Origin of the sequence: uncultured Chitinophaga sp. (assembly GCF_937898475.1) — a bacterium.
In the GTDB taxonomy this organism is placed as follows: Bacteria; Bacteroidota; Bacteroidia; order Chitinophagales; family Chitinophagaceae; genus Chitinophaga.
In genome coordinates this window covers 158,204-174,014 of record NZ_CALEJS010000033.1, presented here as the reverse complement: position 1 = coordinate 174,014, position 15,811 = coordinate 158,204, and the positions used below count along the sequence as shown (strand labels likewise).

Annotated in this window: 16 protein-coding genes; 10 read left to right on the top strand and 6 right to left on the bottom strand. The window is 50.3% G+C overall.

Going from position 1 to position 15,811, the window contains the following annotated elements:
* The first annotated feature begins 187 nt into the window (after positions 1 to 187).
* Genes Q0577_RS21060 through Q0577_RS21050 form a run of 3 tightly spaced genes read left to right on the top strand, consistent with a single transcriptional unit; the run spans position 188 to position 5,501 of the window.
* Positions 188 to 4,285 (top strand): DUF6531 domain-containing protein, encoded by a 4,098-nt coding sequence (locus tag Q0577_RS21060; protein WP_298739893.1) that lies wholly within the window; start codon positions 188 to 190, stop codon positions 4,283 to 4,285.
* 29 nt (positions 4,286 to 4,314) lie between these two features.
* Positions 4,315 to 4,689, top strand: a complete 375-nt coding sequence (locus Q0577_RS21055; RefSeq protein WP_298739892.1) for a hypothetical protein — start codon at positions 4,315 to 4,317, stop codon at positions 4,687 to 4,689.
* Positions 4,690 to 4,745: 56 nt separating this feature from the next.
* A complete protein-coding gene (locus tag Q0577_RS21050) occupies positions 4,746 to 5,501 on the top strand; it encodes a TerC family protein (protein WP_298739891.1) in 756 nt (251 codons plus the stop codon).
* Here the strand turns inward: Q0577_RS21050 and Q0577_RS21045 are convergent.
* A complete protein-coding gene (locus Q0577_RS21045; RefSeq protein ID WP_298739890.1) occupies positions 5,498 to 5,860 on the bottom strand; it encodes a helix-turn-helix domain-containing protein in 363 nt (120 codons plus the stop codon). The two genes, Q0577_RS21050 and Q0577_RS21045, sit on opposite strands and share 4 nt — an antisense overlap.
* Before the next feature lie 96 nt (positions 5,861 to 5,956).
* On the opposite strand from Q0577_RS21045, the gene Q0577_RS21040 reads away from it, so the two are divergent.
* From Q0577_RS21040 to Q0577_RS21020, 5 genes are all read left to right on the top strand, one after another.
* Entirely contained in the window at positions 5,957 to 6,709 is a 753-nt protein-coding gene (locus tag Q0577_RS21040; RefSeq protein WP_298739888.1) for an SDR family oxidoreductase, read from the top strand.
* A gap of 95 nt (positions 6,710 to 6,804) precedes the next feature.
* Positions 6,805 to 7,389, top strand: coding sequence for a hypothetical protein (locus Q0577_RS21035; RefSeq protein ID WP_298739887.1), 585 nt, complete (start codon positions 6,805 to 6,807; stop codon positions 7,387 to 7,389).
* Between the two features lie 80 nt (positions 7,390 to 7,469).
* The gene (locus tag Q0577_RS21030) at positions 7,470 to 7,943 is read left to right on the top strand and encodes a hypothetical protein (protein ID WP_298739886.1); all 474 of its coding nucleotides are present in this window, start codon (positions 7,470 to 7,472) and stop codon (positions 7,941 to 7,943) included.
* 43 nt (positions 7,944 to 7,986) lie between these two features.
* On the top strand, positions 7,987 to 8,265 hold the full coding sequence (locus Q0577_RS21025) for a hypothetical protein (RefSeq protein ID WP_298739885.1): 279 nt from the start codon (positions 7,987 to 7,989) through the stop codon (positions 8,263 to 8,265).
* 281 nt (positions 8,266 to 8,546) lie between these two features.
* On the top strand, positions 8,547 to 8,705 hold the full coding sequence (locus Q0577_RS21020) for a hypothetical protein (RefSeq protein WP_298739884.1): 159 nt from the start codon (positions 8,547 to 8,549) through the stop codon (positions 8,703 to 8,705).
* A gap of 173 nt (positions 8,706 to 8,878) precedes the next feature.
* Here the strand turns inward: Q0577_RS21020 and Q0577_RS21015 are convergent, their stop codons facing one another.
* Both Q0577_RS21015 and Q0577_RS21010 read right to left on the bottom strand, forming a co-directional pair.
* Positions 8,879 to 9,289 carry a DUF2000 domain-containing protein gene (locus Q0577_RS21015; protein ID WP_298739882.1) on the bottom strand — a complete coding sequence of 137 codons (411 nt, stop codon included), beginning with the start codon at positions 9,287 to 9,289 and terminating at the stop codon, positions 8,879 to 8,881.
* Between the two features lie 2 nt (positions 9,290 to 9,291).
* On the bottom strand, positions 9,292 to 9,828 hold the full coding sequence (locus Q0577_RS21010; RefSeq protein WP_298739881.1) for a helix-turn-helix domain-containing protein: 537 nt from the start codon (positions 9,826 to 9,828) through the stop codon (positions 9,292 to 9,294).
* A 177-nt stretch (positions 9,829 to 10,005) separates the two neighbouring features.
* On the opposite strand from Q0577_RS21010, the gene Q0577_RS21005 reads away from it, so the two are divergent.
* On the top strand, positions 10,006 to 10,758 hold the full coding sequence (locus tag Q0577_RS21005) for a hypothetical protein (protein ID WP_298739879.1): 753 nt from the start codon (positions 10,006 to 10,008) through the stop codon (positions 10,756 to 10,758).
* Between the two features lie 100 nt (positions 10,759 to 10,858).
* Here Q0577_RS21005 and Q0577_RS21000 read toward each other — a convergent pair whose 3' ends face one another.
* Positions 10,859 to 11,854 carry a hypothetical protein gene (locus Q0577_RS21000; RefSeq protein ID WP_298739877.1) on the bottom strand — a complete coding sequence of 332 codons (996 nt, stop codon included), beginning with the start codon at positions 11,852 to 11,854 and terminating at the stop codon, positions 10,859 to 10,861.
* Positions 11,855 to 11,969: 115 nt separating this feature from the next.
* Here Q0577_RS21000 and Q0577_RS20995 point away from each other — a divergent pair, with 115 nt between their 5' ends.
* On the top strand, positions 11,970 to 13,067 hold the full coding sequence (locus Q0577_RS20995; RefSeq protein ID WP_298739876.1) for an alpha/beta hydrolase: 1,098 nt from the start codon (positions 11,970 to 11,972) through the stop codon (positions 13,065 to 13,067).
* Here the strand turns inward: Q0577_RS20995 and Q0577_RS20990 are convergent.
* Together Q0577_RS20990 and Q0577_RS20985 are read right to left on the bottom strand one after the other, a co-directional pair.
* The gene (locus tag Q0577_RS20990; protein WP_298739874.1) at positions 13,041 to 13,211 is read right to left on the bottom strand and encodes an antibiotic biosynthesis monooxygenase; all 171 of its coding nucleotides are present in this window, start codon (positions 13,209 to 13,211) and stop codon (positions 13,041 to 13,043) included. The two genes, Q0577_RS20995 and Q0577_RS20990, sit on opposite strands and share 27 nt — an antisense overlap.
* Positions 13,212 to 13,390: 179 nt before the next feature.
* On the bottom strand, positions 13,391 to 15,805 hold the full coding sequence (locus tag Q0577_RS20985; protein WP_298739872.1) for an ABC transporter permease: 2,415 nt from the start codon (positions 15,803 to 15,805) through the stop codon (positions 13,391 to 13,393).
* Between the last annotated feature and the right edge of the window lie 6 nt (positions 15,806 to 15,811).

The following is a 15,811-nucleotide window of genomic DNA, read 5'->3' as shown; positions in this document are numbered from 1 at the left end:
GCCTGCAAGATCGGAAGATGTGGGGAAGGAAAATTTTACAAATGATAAAAAATCAGCAGGGTGTTTCTTACGGGAAGATAGCTAAACTCCAAAAATTTGTATATTACAGCGGCTGTTAATGTTGTTAACCACAGCCTGTCCGCTGTCTCTACGCCTGTATTTGTGTACTGTAACCCAACCTGGAATCATGCTCGTAAGCAATAAGCATTTCGTCCCGGTGATCGGACTGGATATTCATTTTGTTATCCTGTTCGGTTTTCCCATTCCACTACCGCACCCGTATATCGGTTTTGTGCTGGATCCCATGGACTATATCCCGTTCTTAGGCGCTACCACCAAAGTTAATCATGTGCCGCGGGGTAAAAGCGATACCAGCGGTATTTTCATTATCCTTTTTCACATTCCCATGGGCGGGCCTTTCCTGCTGGCGCCCCTGATAGGCCATGACTCCGTCAATTTCTTCGGCAGCAAAACGGTGAAGGTGGAAGGTAATATGTTCAGTCCTTCCGGTCATATGCTGATGACCTGTAACGATATCGGTATTCCATTATCCCTTCAGCCGGGGAAGAAGTTCAAGCCACTGCCCAGTATGTACCTGCCCACCTCGTTTTCCATCCCGCTGTCGTATGGAAAGCCCGTGATGGTAGGTGGTCCCTTTGTACCCGATTGGGCGGGCGCCCTGCTTAATCTTGTCATGTCTTTTGGATTTGGCGCACTGATGAAAGGCCTGGGCAAAGGCCTGAAGCTGGCAGCGAAAGCCGGTAAGAAAGCCAAACGAAGGGTCAGCGACTTCAATCTTGCCCGCCAGGAAAAGATGGGCGGCAGTGATAAGCTGAGTCAGGCGCTTTGCAAGCTGGGCTTTGAGCCGGTAGACCTGGTACAGGGTATTGTAGTGTATGACGGTACTGATTTTGAATTGCCGGGGCCCATTCCCCTGCAATGGACCCGTTCCTGGAGCAGCGACAGCCAGCATCATGGCCTGCTGGGCCACGGCACGCATCTCTGCTATGATATGCGGCTGCTGGAGTTTCCTGATGAAGATGCCTGTGGCGTGCTGCTGGGCGATGGCCGCAGCGTAATATTTGACTATCTGCCAGATCCCGGCAACAGCGAATATAATCGGGCTGAAAAATTAACCCTTACACGCAGCGGGGAAGAAGAGTACCTGCTGTTCAACCACGGGGAACGGCGTTCGTATTATTTCCGTAAGCTGCACCGGCAATATCGCCTGTATGCTATCCGCAATGAAGCGGGCTTTATGATCAGCTTCCATTATACCAGCAAAGGGCACCTGGTACAGGTAACAGACAGTGTAGGCCGCCGCCTGAAAATAGCGAACGACGGGGAGGGGCGGATTACGGCGGTCACTGCACAGCACCGCGGACAACAGCAATTGCTGGTGCGTTACACGTACAATGAGAACGGTGATCTGTGCGCTATTACAGATCCCCTGGAACAGGCTACCCGTATAGCATACCGCCAGCACCGCATGACTGCCAAAACGGATCGTAACGGGCAGACATTCTACTGGGAGTATGATGACAGGGGCCGATGTTTCCATACCTGGGGAGATGGCGGGGTACTGGAAGGATGGATTGACTATCACCCCGAAGAAGGATATAACCTGGTGACCAATAGCCTGCATCAAACCACTACCTACTATTATACGCCGGATCACCTGGTTACTCAGGTCAAAGATCCGCTGGGGAACTCGCGTTTTACGGAGTATACCGAACATGCCGAAGTGTACCGCGAGATAGACGAGGAAGCCAATGTTACGGGCTATTCCTATGATGAACGGGGTAACTGCACCCGCATTGAACAGGCAGACGGCAGCGCCTATACGTTCAGCTACGATACGGCAGGCAGGCTGCTGCTCAGTACCAGTCCGCAGGGCGGCAGCCGCACTTATATCTACTATCGGAAAGCGCAGCACAACGGGCAGTTGCACACTGTTACGGAGGCAGACGGCCGTATCACCATCTTCCGGTACAATGCAGTGAACCTGCTGAGCAGCGTGGAAGATGAGCAGGAACATCGCAGCATACTGGAATATGATGAGGATTATAATTTATCGGCCCTGATATTGCCGGATGCCGGGCGCGCCAGCTGGGAATACGATGCCTGGGGCAATTGTACCAAGTCCGCTAATCCTTTACAACAGGAACAATATTTCCGTTATGACGCCCTGGGCCGCGCTACAGAAGTACTGCTGCCGGATGGTAACCGTATACAGCTGCAATACAACGCTTACGAGGAAATAGTGCGGCTGAAGGATGCACATCATGATATCCGTTTCGGCTACACGCCCTTAGGCAACCTGAAACTGCGGGAAGAGAACGGCGCCAGGCTGCACTTTATTTACGATAAGGAAGAACAGCTCAGCGGGGTGGCCAATGAGCATGGCGATATGTACCGCTTTATCCGCAATGGCCGTGGAGATATTATCCGCGAAACAGGCTTTGATGGCCTGAGCCGCGTTTACCACCGCGATGCCGCCGGTAAGGTGATCCGCATTCAGCGCCCGGGCAAACGGTGGACGGAATACGAATATGACTTTAACGGCCGCTTAACCCGCGCAGCGCACAGCGATGGCAGCTGGGAAACCTACAGTTACGACCGTAACGGTTTGCTGACAGAAGCCGTGAATGAACATAGCACGCTTAAACTGCAGCGGGATATCATGGGGCGCATTGTGCAGGAGTGGATCAACGATCACCGCGTGAACAGCCGTTATGGTACGGACGGCCGCCGCAGCCAGATCAGCAGCAGCCTGGGGGCGGATATCCGGCTGCAGCGCAACGCCGCCGGCGATGTAATGGGGGTAGCAGCGATGGCGGAGGGAATGGAGGAACCCTGGACGATGCACATTGAACGGAACTCCCTGGGACTGGAAATAGCGCGCAGTCTGCCCGGTGGCGTTAACAGCAGCTGGAGCTATGAGCCATCCGGCATGCCTGCCTCACATACCGTGCGATCCGGTGATCGTACCACCCGGCGCCGCCATTATCGCTGGGACGCCAACCAGCGCCTGAAACAGTTGACAGATGCGCTGAGCGGTGATGTGGTGAACTTCAGGCACGATGAGGTGGGCAACCTGGCCTGGGCGCAATATGAGGACGGGCAGTATGACTACCGCCTGCCTGATAAAGCCGGTAACCTGTACCGCACATCCTCCCGTAAAGACCGCAAATACTCGCCCGGCGGTTGCTTGCTGCAAACACCGGAGGCCCGTTACAGTTATGATGAGGAAGGTAACCTTAGCAGGAAGATCATCACCGCCACCGGTGAAGCATGGGAATACCAGTGGTATGGTAATGGCGCCCTCCGAAGCGTGCTACGCCCTGATGGAAAAATTGTGGTCTTCCGTTATGACGCCCTGGGACGCCGTGTTGAAAAATCTTACAATGGCCGGCTAACCCGTTTTGTATGGGACGGGCATGTATTGCTGCATGAATGGACCTATCCTGAAAAACAGCGGCCCTTGGTTACGATAGATGAAATGGGAGACGTGCAGCAAAGTCACCCGGAGCCCGTGCCTCCTGCAACCCTGGCCACCTGGGTGTTTGAAGAAGGCAGCTTTGCACCGGCCGCCAAAATAGTACAGGATGAACAGTATGCTATTATCACCGATCACCTGGGCAGTCCTGCGGAAGTATATAATGCAGGGGGAGAAAAGATATGGACCTGTGAGCTGGATATATATGGAAAGCCGCGCAGGCTGCAGGGAGATCCTGCACTGATACCCTTCCGCTACCCGGGACAGTATGCAGACCCCGAAACGGGCCTGTACTACAACCGTTTCAGGTATTACAGCCCGGAAGACGGCAACTATATCAGCCAGGACCCCATCCGCCTGAACGGCGGCCATCAGCTGTACAGTTATGTGCATGATCCCAATGGCTGGGCAGATGTATTCGGACTAAAGAAAACGAGCGAGGCCTGTAGGGGAAGGGTACAGGCGCAGGGAAAATCGCTGGAGGAATCAGTACCCTGGGCAAGAGATACGCCGCCTACGGTATCAGAAGGCCTGGCCATGCTGGACGAGCTGGAAAACAAGCTGTCAAACGCCGAACGGAAATTAAGGGCGCAGGCATTTGCCAAAGCGCGTAAATTTGTGACCGACGCCGGTAAAGCAGGCGGCGTAGACGCCCCGGTAAGCCGCACCTTCATGGTGAAAGGCACGAAGCATGAAAGGGTTGATATCGAGGTGAAGACCGGCAAAGCATTTGTGCCAGACCCCGCGCCCAACGCCGGTGGTGGCGCAGCAGGCGTTGTTAACTAAACAATACCATCCATTCAAACAAAATAAAGATGTACGATAATTTCCTGACAGATGAAAAGGAGTATGCAGCTTTAGAGCAATACTGGAAAGATCATTTTACAGCATTGCTGAAAGCAGCCGGCGAAAAGCCGGAAGACTGGCAGTACCCGTATTACAATACCACTTTCAGCAACGGCACAAAATTCATGGATGGCAATCCTATTTTTTCAGCACAGCACCTGAAAACAAAGGAAACCATGAAGATCGTACAGGAGGCCTTTGAAGGGGAGGAGCTGCTGGAACATTGGGAAGACGAGGAAGACCAGCGATTGACGATTGTTTGTGCGCTGACGGAAACCAGTATGCCGGGTGTCACTGATTTATTGAAAGGTTGGATAGTGAAAGCGGGCGCTGCAGGTAAATAGGCATTTTTCTGGCCCGGTTGATGTATATTGAAGCATCATCAAATGCCTCCCATGTTATGGAAATAGTCATCGCCTTACTAACACTGATCCTGCTGGAAGTTGTTTTAGGCATCGATAATATCATCTTTATCTCCATCGTTACATCGCGCCTGCAGGAACACCAGCAAAAGAAAGGACGAAGGGTGGGGCTGTTACTGGCAATGGTGATGCGTTTATTGCTGTTAACGGTTATCTCGTGGGTACTGAAGCTGGAAGGCGACCTGTTCACTGTGCTGTCTGTAGGTATATCCGGGAAAGACCTCATACTGATATGCGGTGGTTTGTTCCTGCTGTACAAGAGCGCTTCCGAGATCTATCATAAAATGGAGGGCGAGCCGGGGGACAAATCCAAAGAGATCAAGGTAACGGGTTTTAGCAGCGCTATCGGGCAGATACTGATTCTGGACCTGGTATTCTCAATAGACAGTATCATTACGGCGGTGGGGATGGTAGACCAGCTATGGGTGATGTATGTAGCCGTTGTAGTAAGTGTGGGCATTATGCTGTTTGCGGCAGAGCCGGTAAGCGGATTTGTGAACAGGCATCCTGCCTTTAAGATGCTGGCCCTGAGCTTTCTGTTACTGATAGGTTTTGCATTGATCGGGGAGGGGATAGATGCACACATACCGAAAGGCTATATTTATTTTTCAATGGCCTTTGCATTGCTGGTGGATGTTTTCCAGATGAGGATGAACAGGACCGCGGCAAAGAAGGTGCAGCCGCATGAACATTACCTGCAGGATGAAGTAGCGGAGGCAAAGAAGAAGGTTTAACCGGCCGCTGTCTGCCGCCTTTGTTTCTTACCCCACTGACTCAGCTGTTCCATTATCGGGCCCAGCTCCAACGCTATTTCCGTGAGGGCGTATTCCACTCTTGGGGGCACTTCTGCATATACGGTTCTTTTGACCAGCCCGTCCTGTTCCAGCGCTTTCAGCTGCAGGGTGAGCATGCGGTCGGACATATAAGAAAATTCCTTTTTCAGCTCACTGAAGCGGAGGGGCTTATGCGAGAGCTTGTTCAGTATTAACAGTTTCCACCTGCCGCCGATCATGTAAACCGCATAGGTCAGATCACAGCCAATGATGCATTGCTCGTTACGTGTATAGGTTGATGATAGTTTTCTGCCCGCCATTACTAACAAATTTGTTTGTACCACACAAATGATTCAGCTATCATAAAATTAAGCGCCTCCACCTAGTTTTGCAAAGAAATTTTCAAAGCAACAATTATGGATCTGTATCTAAATGGAAAAACAGCAGTGGTAACAGGCGGCAGCCAGGGTATTGGCCGCGCTATTGTAAAAGAGCTGGCTCTTGAAGGCGTGCAGGTGTTTGCTACAGCCAGGAATGAAGCATTGCTGAACAGTTTAAAGGAAGAGGTGCGTGCTGCCGGCGGTGTGGCGCCAGTAACATTCGTTCAGGAGCTTACCGCGCCCGAAGCGCCGCAGCGGATTGCCGCTGCAGCAATGGAAAGCCTGGGACAGGTAGATATACTCATCAACAATGCCGGGCGTAGTTGTCCGCTGGATGTAACAGGCCCTGAAGAAGCCTGGCAAAATTCCCTGGCGCTGGACTTTGATCGTCCGCGGCAGCTGACGCAGGCATTGCTGCCGCATTTGATGGCACGCAGGCAGGGTGTTATTTTGAACCTGGTAAGCAGTTATGAGCTGCGCTCCGTGAATGTTTCGGCGGTGGCGAAAGCGGCCATCACGACCTGGTCTAAACAGCTGGCCGGGCAACTGGGCCAGTATGGTATACGGGTGAACTGCCTGCAACCCGGGTTGATAGATACGGAGAACGTCCGCCGTTTATTTAACGCAGCAGAACGTCAGCAGTTTGCCGCGCAGCAGATCCCCCTGGGAGATTTTGGCGAGCCGGAAGATATGGCCAATATGGCGGTGTTCCTGGTATCGCCCCGTGCCCGTTATATAACCGGCTCCGTAGCGGTAGTAGATGGCGGGATGCGGTATCATCCCTTCTGATAAAAGCCTGCTGTTATACCGCTGCCATTTACGCCGGGCATGCATATAAAATAAAAAAAATTCCTTAAGTTAAGCCCTGATTTAAATACTATACTATGTTATCAAGGCTCCTATGCTGCCTCGTTTTATTTTTAATGATCATCAGTTCGCCGGCGGCGGCGCAATCATCTGCCAACAATATCGCCTTTAAAAGCAGCCAGGGGCATATGGTAGCGGTATATAACGGCTCCATTATCGTTAACAGCAAGCGCAGCTATCAGCTGGCTACAGACAATATCGTGTACAAAAGCAGGCGTAACAGGATCATCGAGGACAAAGGGCAGGTGTTCCTGTTCCTGGAGGTTACCGATAGCGGAAAGAAGAATAAGTTCTACGTATTCAACATCCACCATTCCATTGCGGATTCATTGTTTACCGCCATTGCATCGGATGTAAAAGACTTTGACCAGGACGGCTTCCTGGAGTTTGGAGGCAGTGAGGCTTCCCCGGTTTACCCGGCGCCGGATTCCATGTACTATGTGCCTTCCCGGTTTTATGAGATTAAAAACGGCCAGATCACTTTTGACGGGGCGTACACTGAAAAAGTGGACCTGAAAGTGAACAAAACATATATTCCTGATCCTTTGGACAGGAACGGAAACTGCTGTGTGGTGGTTCCCAGGAGGCCCAAAGCCAAATAGGGAGCGGAATGTTAGTAAGTTTTTCAAAGATGGGTCGTTCAGGCTTTGAAAAACTTTCAAAATAACATTATATTCAGGTGATGAAACCTACAATTTTACCTGTCACACTTGTGCTGGGCCTGTTATTTTCCTGTGCGGCAGCAACTGAGGAGCCAAAAGAGGATCAACCGCCTGCCGGCGTGCCGCTTACCGGTACCTGGCGACTGATTTCCGGAACGACGATCACCAAAGGGGATACTACCGTTACAGACTACACCCAGGGTATGAGCATGATCAAGATCATTAACGGATCTCATTTTGCTTTTTTAAAACACAGCCAGGACGCCCCCAAAGATTCTTCCAACCAGTTTGACGGGGGAGGAGGCAGTTACACACTGGAGGGCAATACTTACACAGAGCACCTTGATTATTATGGCGATAGGAACTGGGAGGGCAAAACATTCACTTTCACGGTAAACATCAGCAACGACACACTCACGCAAAAAGGGATAGAAAAAGTAGAGGGCGCAGGCATTGATCATGAGATCATTGAACGGTATGTAAGGTTAAAATAAGGGGCAACATCGTCGAACACTCACCATTTTAAAGTCAACCTATATGAAATCTAAACAGCAGCTGGCAAAAAAACTGATCACTAAACACGTTGAACTCGCAGATCTTACCTCCAACCTGCAGATGACAGGGGTTACCATTTACCTGATGGACAGTCTTAACCTGTTTGATATGGCGCTGGACCTTCTTGATTATCCTGCCGAGGGCCGGGAGGAACTGAGAGAAGAGGCCGCCAGCCTTCGTATGCAGGATATTGATGCTTTTATAGCACGTTTGTATGTAGAAGCGGACAGCTCACATCTCCTGCTTGATCCTGTTCAGTAATTGCGGGAGCGTGGTTTCCACGATAAAAGTCTTTTATTCAGGGATTTGGGTTTTCAGGTCAATAGCAGGGTTGGCATGCTGACAGCTGCGGGTGGCGGTGATCCATTTTTGTTATGCGATAAGGTGCCGTTGCGCCTGTACCGTGCGTTAGCGGGTATACGTTTATGACCAACTTTACGAGATAAGAAATCCCCGTTTTACAGGGTTGCCATGGCATTCAATAGTCAGTATCTTCACCAACAGACTGTAGCATTTTCCAACCCATCAAACAATACATATTTATGAAGAAGCAACCTGCAAAAAAACTTCGTCTGAACAAGATCAAAATTTCAGTGCTCAGCAATGGCGGTACACAGCAGAAGTGGGAGAACGCGCCTACTTTCGGTTTTAAGTGTCCTCCGCCGATCAGCAAGCCCGGACAGCCCGGCTGTTTGATCTGAGGCTGTTATCTGGTTTTCAGAAAGGCATCAGGCCCAGGAATAAGCATATGCTTGTTTTGGGCCTGTTGGTTTTTGGGGTGGGGCGGGTCTTCATCCCACGTCATTGCGAGGCCCGGAAGGCCTTAGCGGGGGGAGCCGGGCCGAAGCAATCATTTAAATCTCCCACCTGTAAATCACTGGTGAAACTTCAATCCATCCAGCGCTTTATCTACCTTTTTGTTTTCGCCGTAAACAATGATCCCCACCAGGTCAAGGTCTTCAACGCTTTTACTGGCAATTTCCTCCACGTTTTCCTCGCCGGAGCGTGTGTCAAACAGTGGTCTTGTGTAAATACCGATGGCAAGTTCGCGATCGCGCGCGCGAAGGAATGCCCTTTTGATCTTTTCCGGTCCCTCTGCCTTATATATCAGTGTCGGGTGTTTGATAAAGGGAAGAAATTTCAACCCATCAGCCGTTACAAAATCCCCGCCATGGGTTTCCGGGAAACTGATAGCGATGCTACCTGCGAGAAACGAGACGATGTTGAGCTTTTGCCATAGCAACAGGTCATCTAAAACCACGATGGCCACTTTCTTATCATACATAGCTATTTCTTTTGCGCTTTTTTTATTGTTTTTACACTTTCATTTTCCGTTTTACCTTCCCGCAGTTTGCGTTGTTCCAGCACTCTTGTCAGCAATGATCGCCGGGTTAACAGCAATTCCCATTCAGCAAGCGCTTCCCAGAGATTGTGCTGCGCTTCGCTGATCAGTCCTTCAATGGCAGCTTCTACATCTGCCTGCTGCGGCCTTAGTTTCTCTGAAAACAGTTTCCCTTTTTTGGTTAGCCTTACCACGTTGCGCCGCTTATCATCAGATTGCTGATTTTCTTTTACCAGCCCCGCCTCCGTCATCTCCCGGATGATCTTGCTGACAGAGGGCTGGGAATGCCCGATCTCCACGGCAATCTCCGTGATGGTTTTTTCCCTGTCGTCTGCCAGTACAAAAAATACAGGATACCATTTGGGCGTAAAGTCCAGTCCGTAGGACGCGTAGATCCTGGCGGCATCATCCGTGATCATGGCAGTAAACAGCCGAAGCCTGCTGCCGAGCGCAGACTTGCCGGTTTTTTCAAACAATTCCATAAGTAATGAATTACATAACTGGTTATGCAAATGTAGGAATTGATCTGCAACCGGCAAAAAAAACAAAGCCGCTATATCCAAAGATGTACGGTAACAATTGCTTAATTAATACTAATTTTAATGTAGCCGCCATGCGTTTATGCAATGCCAGCGGTAGATCCCAAAAACATCACGATCATGGTATACAATATTTTAAACGGCGACGCGCTTGCCTACAGTTTTCCGGATGCGAAAATTGAAGGAGAAATGATAGTTGTCAGGGAAGGCCTTATAGACGGTGATCTGTCAGGCAATACCCTGGACGGGTTCTGGCGATCCCGGGCAAAGTACCAGGGTGTATCGGCCGATGACTACCATAGTAAAGTTGTAACGGAGTTCGAAAAAATATTGCATGCACCTGATGATTCAACGTTTAATCTCTGGTTTGAGTATGACCTGTTTTGCCAGGTAAATATGTGGTTTGTTATTTCCCTTATCGATAGTTTGCCAATAAAGAAGGAGGTTTTTGCTGTTTATACTGCTCATGCAGACAAAACCAGTAAACACTTCTGGAATGGTTTTGGACCAGCAAATACTGATGAACTTCGCATTTGTTATGCGAATAAAGTGGCTTTAAGTGAAGCTGATATACATTTCGGGAAGGACCTCTGGGAGGCTTACAAAAACGGTGATCTCAAAAGGCTGATCGTGCTTTCACAACGCCCGTCTCCTGCATTCCCGTATGTTGCGGAAGTAGTCAAAGCGCATGCAGACCGTTTTCCGGAAGATGGTACAAAAGGAAGGCCGGAAAAGGTGATTGAAGACATCACAAAGCATATTTCCACTGATTTTAAGGAAGTGTTTAAGGAATTCTGGAAGCGGGAGAGTATTTATGGTTTTGGGGATACACAATTAAAGCTGTTGTATGATAAAGTAATGGAGGCCCGTTAGGCGGGTATGGGTGTGAGAGACCTGAAATTTACGGATGGTATGAAAATAAACCGGACCAGGCAATCACCTGGTCCGGTTTATTTATAATAGCAGTATGTTATCAGAAACCTACGGTCTCGCTGCCTGTCCAGTCAGTTTCAGTGATAGACGGCGTAAAAGCTGCGCTGCCGGAGGGAGGAATGGTGACGTTGATCTTTGTGAGGATATTTCTCTTGAAGTAGATCTTTTTCTCTCCGAGAGCAACAATGGCGCCATCTGGTTTTTCCCATTTCAGTTTCACGGTAACAGCGTCATTCAGGAGTGAATCTCTTTCCTTGAATTCTTCTGCCGTATATAGGAATTGTCTGGTGGTGTCAGCCGGGGTGAGATACCTTGTGGGCATGTAGTTGGAGTAATCTGCTATCAACCTGCCGGAGGTGAAATTTTGAGTACTGTATTGTACGCCGAATGTATGACGCTTCATGAACAGGTTGACCACATCCGGAGCGGCAGATGCAGCAAAGGTGGTGCTGCCCAGGTAGGCGTCCATTTCCGGATGGAGGGTGTTGGTTGCCCTGGTGCTATCTTCCGGAACAAACATACTCCTGTAACGCAGTGAGTCTGCACGGAAGACATAACCGTAAACGTACCGGATAGTGTCCATTTGGTTGGTAACATAACCGGTTGGGTTGACGGCGTCTCCGCCGTAAATAGGGGAGGAGTAAGCCTGCCGCCCGTCGTACCATCTGTAAAACAGGCCCGTTCCTGATCCTTTTTTATAAGCCGCCGCTTCCACCGTTACGGTTCCCGCAGTTGGCAGTTTGAGTTTAATTGAGTCTGCCTGGTTAAACACCCCGATGTAAACAGACTTGTTGTCTTTTCGCACGATCACATAGTAGATGGTGCTGTCAGTTAGCGTCTTTGCAAATACCGTAGTTCCCGGCGCTTTTTTGCCCAGGGGCGATTCGCTGGTCTTAATGTCGCCGGTAAGTTTCAGCAGCGCTTCCACGGTACCTTCCGAAGCAGGAGGCGCAGCCGGAGGGGCTTGCTCGTTACTCTTTTTACATGAAAACGCAGTGATTGTCACACAGGCTAACAATAGAAATCTTAATCTCATGGTACAGGAATTTGGGTTTAAGGGCGCAAGTTACAATATATTTTCAGGCGGGGTGCGCTTGCATTTATAATATTTTAGTTGTATCCTCGCTGATACATTTTCCGTAAGACTATCTATGATCAACAAAATCCTCCTGCTGCTCTACCTTGCCATAGCGCCGATATTACTTTTTGCACAAGACGACAGTACAAGCGCCGGTCTTTCCAAGGGAAGGCGGATCATTACAGACCTGGACAGGATCGTGACGCCCGATGGTATCCAGGAAACTTACCAGGCAAAGATCGGTGGCATTCCGCAATGGGTATATGCACGCGGACAGCATAAGGATAACCCTGTGATCCTTTTTGTACATGGTGGTCCGGCTTCTCCGATTTCGCCGGTCATGTGGATGTTCCAGCGTCCTATTGAAGAATATTTTACCGTTGTAAATTATGATCAGCGTGGCGCGGGCAGAACTTTCCAGGCAACGCCGCCGGATTCTATAGCGCATACGATCAGGATCGATACCTATGTAGATGATGCCATCGAGCTGGCGGCTTACATCAAAGAACGTTATCAGGCTACAAAGGTAATTCTGATGGGGCATAGCTGGGGAACGATCATCGGCATGAAAGCCGTTCTGAAACGTCCAGATCTTTTCTATGCCTATATCGGTATCGGGCAGGTGATCAATACCAGGGTGAATGAGCAGGTGAGTTTTGAGTATGCCGTGTCGCAGGCAGAGAAATACAAAAATGATACTGCGCTGGCGGAGCTCAGGACGATTGCGCCTTACCCTGGTGATCAGCCGATCACCCGGGAACGGATTATCACGGCCAGGAAATGGGCGCAGTATTACGGCGGGTTAAGCGCTTACAGGAGTGAGTCGATGTATTTCCATAACGGCCCTTTGTTGTCGCCGGATTATGAGCGGAAAGAGGTGCCGTCAATTGATGATGGCAATGTGTTCACCCTATGGCGGGTGTTGCCGGAGTTCCTGGAAGTGGATTTTAAGCCGGTGAAGCGGTTCCCGGTTCCGGTGTTCATGTTTATGGGCAGGCATGATTATACCACGCCTTCGGAGCCTACAGCGGCCTGGTTAAAGGCGGTTAGTGCACCGGTAAAGAAAGGCGTCTGGTTTGAAAATTCTGCTCATATGATACCCTGGGAAGAACCGGGTAAGCTGCTGGTGGAACTGAGGGAGTGTTTAAAGCCGGTTGTTGGCAGGAAGTAGGGGAAAGAACGGTGATTTCACCATGTGGCGGGTGGAGGTTTGGTAGTGCTGGAAATGCGGCGTTGCCAGGTGTGCCTGGTGGGCGGCTTTACTGGCGTAAATTTCCACTATTCTCACCTGGTTGGGATTCTCCCGCTGGTACATAGGAAGATTGCAATGACCCCAGGTTCCTTTATCATGGACGCTGTCGCTTCAGTGCTGAGGATGGCATTGTATGCTTCCAGGTGTTCCGGTACGATTTCAATTTCAGCGATGCGTATCATCATATCGGCTGGCGGAGTGGTAGCTGATTGTGCGCTCAACCTTTATCATCCCCCTTCATCCTACTCTGATCTCAACGATTGCACAGGATTTGTCAATGCAGCTTTTACTGACTGAAAAGACACCGTCAGCAATGCAATGCCTGTGGCTATCAATCCCGCCACTATAAATACCCACCATTCGATATTTATGTGGTAAGCAAAGTTCTCCAGCCAGCTGTGCATCATGTACCAGGCCAGGGGAGAAGCGATCAGTACCGCGATGCCTACCAGGCGAAGGAAATCTTTTGAAAGCAACGCCAGTATGCTGCTTACGCTGGCGCCCAGCACTTTCCTGACGCCGATCTCTTTGGTGCGCTGCTCTGCCATGAAGGCAGACAACCCTAAGAGACCCAGGCACGCAACAATAATGGCCAGCACGGAAAAACTGGTGAAGATGCCGCCGGTGCGTTGTACATCGGTGTACATACGCGCAAAACGCTGGTCGAGGAAGGTATAGCGGATAGGCTGATGGGGAGCAAAACCTTTCCATACAGCGCTGAGTGCCTGCACCAGGAACCCCATATCCGCCGTGCTCACCTTAACGGATACGATTGAAGGACTATTCCCTATTTCCAGGCAAAGGGGGCGTATATTTTCCCGGAAGGATTCAAAGTGAAAATCTTCCACTACACCGATCACCGTTCGCGGCTCGTCTCCATGACTGATACGCATACCTATCGGATCTTTTCCCAATTGCTTAGCCATCATCTGGTTGATGATCACGGCCTGTGAATCCGTAGGCATGTTAACGTTAAAGTCCCTCCCTGCCACAATACGCATGCCCATTGTCTTCAGGTAGTCATGATCTATCTGCCATAACTGGCCGGATATGGGAGCTGTTTCCTGTGACTTCCCTTCTTCCCAGAATAGGTTATCGTTTCGCTTGGTACCGGCTACCGGCAGGTAGTCGCTGACGGAGGCGCGCTGTACACCGGGCACTTGTAACAGCGCTGCTTTAAAGGCCTGCATGCGGTTCCCTACGGCGTTGGCGCCTTGTATCATCATCACCTGGTCTTTTTCAAATCCTGTTTTTTTGTCAAGAATATATCTCATCTGCCGGTAGATCACAAAGGTGCCTGCGATCAGTGCAATGGAAACAGTAAACTGGAACACTACCAATGTGCTTCGCATACCAGACCTGCTGCCGCGGTTCACCCTTCCTTTCAGCGCCTGGATGGGTTGAAAGGAAGAAAGGTACAGGGAGGGATAAAGGCCTGCCAATAGTCCTGCCACTACTGCTGCGGCAAGCAGCAAGGGCGCCATCCACCAGGCGCTCCAGGGAATGTGCAGCGACTTGCCCGATAGTGTATTGAAATACGGCAGCAGCAGCCGGGCAAGCAGTATACCCAGGGCAAAAGAAAGCATACTGAATAACAGCGACTCGCTCAGGAACTGCCGGATCAAACTGCCGCGATCAGAGCCGATGGTTTTTCTCAGTCCTACCTCTTTGGCCCTGGTAGCCGATCTGGCGGTAGAGAGATTGATAAAGTTGATGCAGGCAATGAGCAGGATAAAGCCTGCGATTGCGCCGAACAGCCATACCATGCGAATGTCGCTGTGGCTGCGCCCATCATTGATACCCTGCGATCTCAGGTGAATATCTTTAAGCGGCTGAAATCCCAGGCTCACTTTCGACATAATATCTATAACCCCTTTGTTGCCGGTTGCCCGCGCGCTGTTCAACAGGTACCTGTCTTTAACGGCCGACAGCTTTGTCTGGAATTTTGCAATATCCGTTCCCGGGCGCAGCAGGAAGTAAGTATGATAGTTGGTGGTGAGCCAGTGGGTTTGTTCGCCCGGCCATAACTCAACGCCTTTCAGGGTAAGCAGAAAATCGCACTGCAGGTGGGAGGTCTCGGGGAAATCGGCGATGACGCCGGTTACCTCATAAGGTTTCGTTTTATCATCATTCAGGATCAGTGTTTTACCAAGCGGATCCTGATTCGGAAAGTATTTATCTGCCTTGCGTTTTGTGATCACAATGGTATTGGGTTTGCTGAGAGCATGCGCAGGATCCCCGTAAATAAAGGGCAGCTGCAGTAGCGTCAGCAGTTCCTGGTCTGCAAAGATCACCCCTTCTTCATAGGTATTCTGTTCTTTACCTGCAGGCCTTACTTCACTGCTTCCGGCGCCAAACAGCTCGCCGTCCAGTATGCGGCCGGCTTCCTCTACTTCAGGAAAGTCTTTCTTCATGGCGTTTGCCAGGGGAGGCGGCAGATAAGTGGTTCTGGCATTGGGCATATTCCAGTCTATCACTACCCGGTAGATACGGTCTGCCCGGGGATATTGTTTGTCATAGCTAAGTTCCTGCCTGATATATAAGCCAATCAGCAGGCAGGCGGCAATACCCAGGGCAAATCCACCGATCTTGATGAAGGCATACATTTTTTGTTTAGACAGATTCCGCCAGGCGATCCTGAAATAGCTGCTTAACATAATAGG

Coding starts and splice junctions, on each gene's coding strand:
- Q0577_RS21060 (WP_298739893.1), top strand. CDS start 188: ATGCTCGTAAGCAATAAGCATTTCGTCCCGGTGATCGGACTGGATATT.
- Q0577_RS21040 (WP_298739888.1), top strand. CDS start 5,957: ATGGATCTGTATCTAAATGGAAAAACAGCAGTGGTAACAGGCGGCAGC.
- Q0577_RS21050 (WP_298739891.1), top strand. CDS start 4,746: ATGGAAATAGTCATCGCCTTACTAACACTGATCCTGCTGGAAGTTGTT.
- Q0577_RS21005 (WP_298739879.1), top strand. CDS start 10,006: ATGGTATACAATATTTTAAACGGCGACGCGCTTGCCTACAGTTTTCCG.
- Q0577_RS21055 (WP_298739892.1), top strand. CDS start 4,315: ATGTACGATAATTTCCTGACAGATGAAAAGGAGTATGCAGCTTTAGAG.
- Q0577_RS20995 (WP_298739876.1), top strand. CDS start 11,970: ATGATCAACAAAATCCTCCTGCTGCTCTACCTTGCCATAGCGCCGATA.
- Q0577_RS21020 (WP_298739884.1), top strand. CDS start 8,547: ATGAAGAAGCAACCTGCAAAAAAACTTCGTCTGAACAAGATCAAAATT.
- Q0577_RS21000 (WP_298739877.1), bottom strand. CDS start 11,854: ATGAGATTAAGATTTCTATTGTTAGCCTGTGTGACAATCACTGCGTTT.
- Q0577_RS21010 (WP_298739881.1), bottom strand. CDS start 9,828: ATGGAATTGTTTGAAAAAACCGGCAAGTCTGCGCTCGGCAGCAGGCTT.
- Q0577_RS21030 (WP_298739886.1), top strand. CDS start 7,470: ATGAAACCTACAATTTTACCTGTCACACTTGTGCTGGGCCTGTTATTT.
- Q0577_RS20990 (WP_298739874.1), bottom strand. CDS start 13,211: ATGTACCAGCGGGAGAATCCCAACCAGGTGAGAATAGTGGAAATTTAC.
- Q0577_RS21015 (WP_298739882.1), bottom strand. CDS start 9,289: ATGTATGATAAGAAAGTGGCCATCGTGGTTTTAGATGACCTGTTGCTA.
- Q0577_RS21025 (WP_298739885.1), top strand. CDS start 7,987: ATGAAATCTAAACAGCAGCTGGCAAAAAAACTGATCACTAAACACGTT.
- Q0577_RS21035 (WP_298739887.1), top strand. CDS start 6,805: ATGTTATCAAGGCTCCTATGCTGCCTCGTTTTATTTTTAATGATCATC.
- Q0577_RS20985 (WP_298739872.1), bottom strand. CDS start 15,805: ATGTTAAGCAGCTATTTCAGGATCGCCTGGCGGAATCTGTCTAAACAA.
- Q0577_RS21045 (WP_298739890.1), bottom strand. CDS start 5,860: ATGGCGGGCAGAAAACTATCATCAACCTATACACGTAACGAGCAATGC.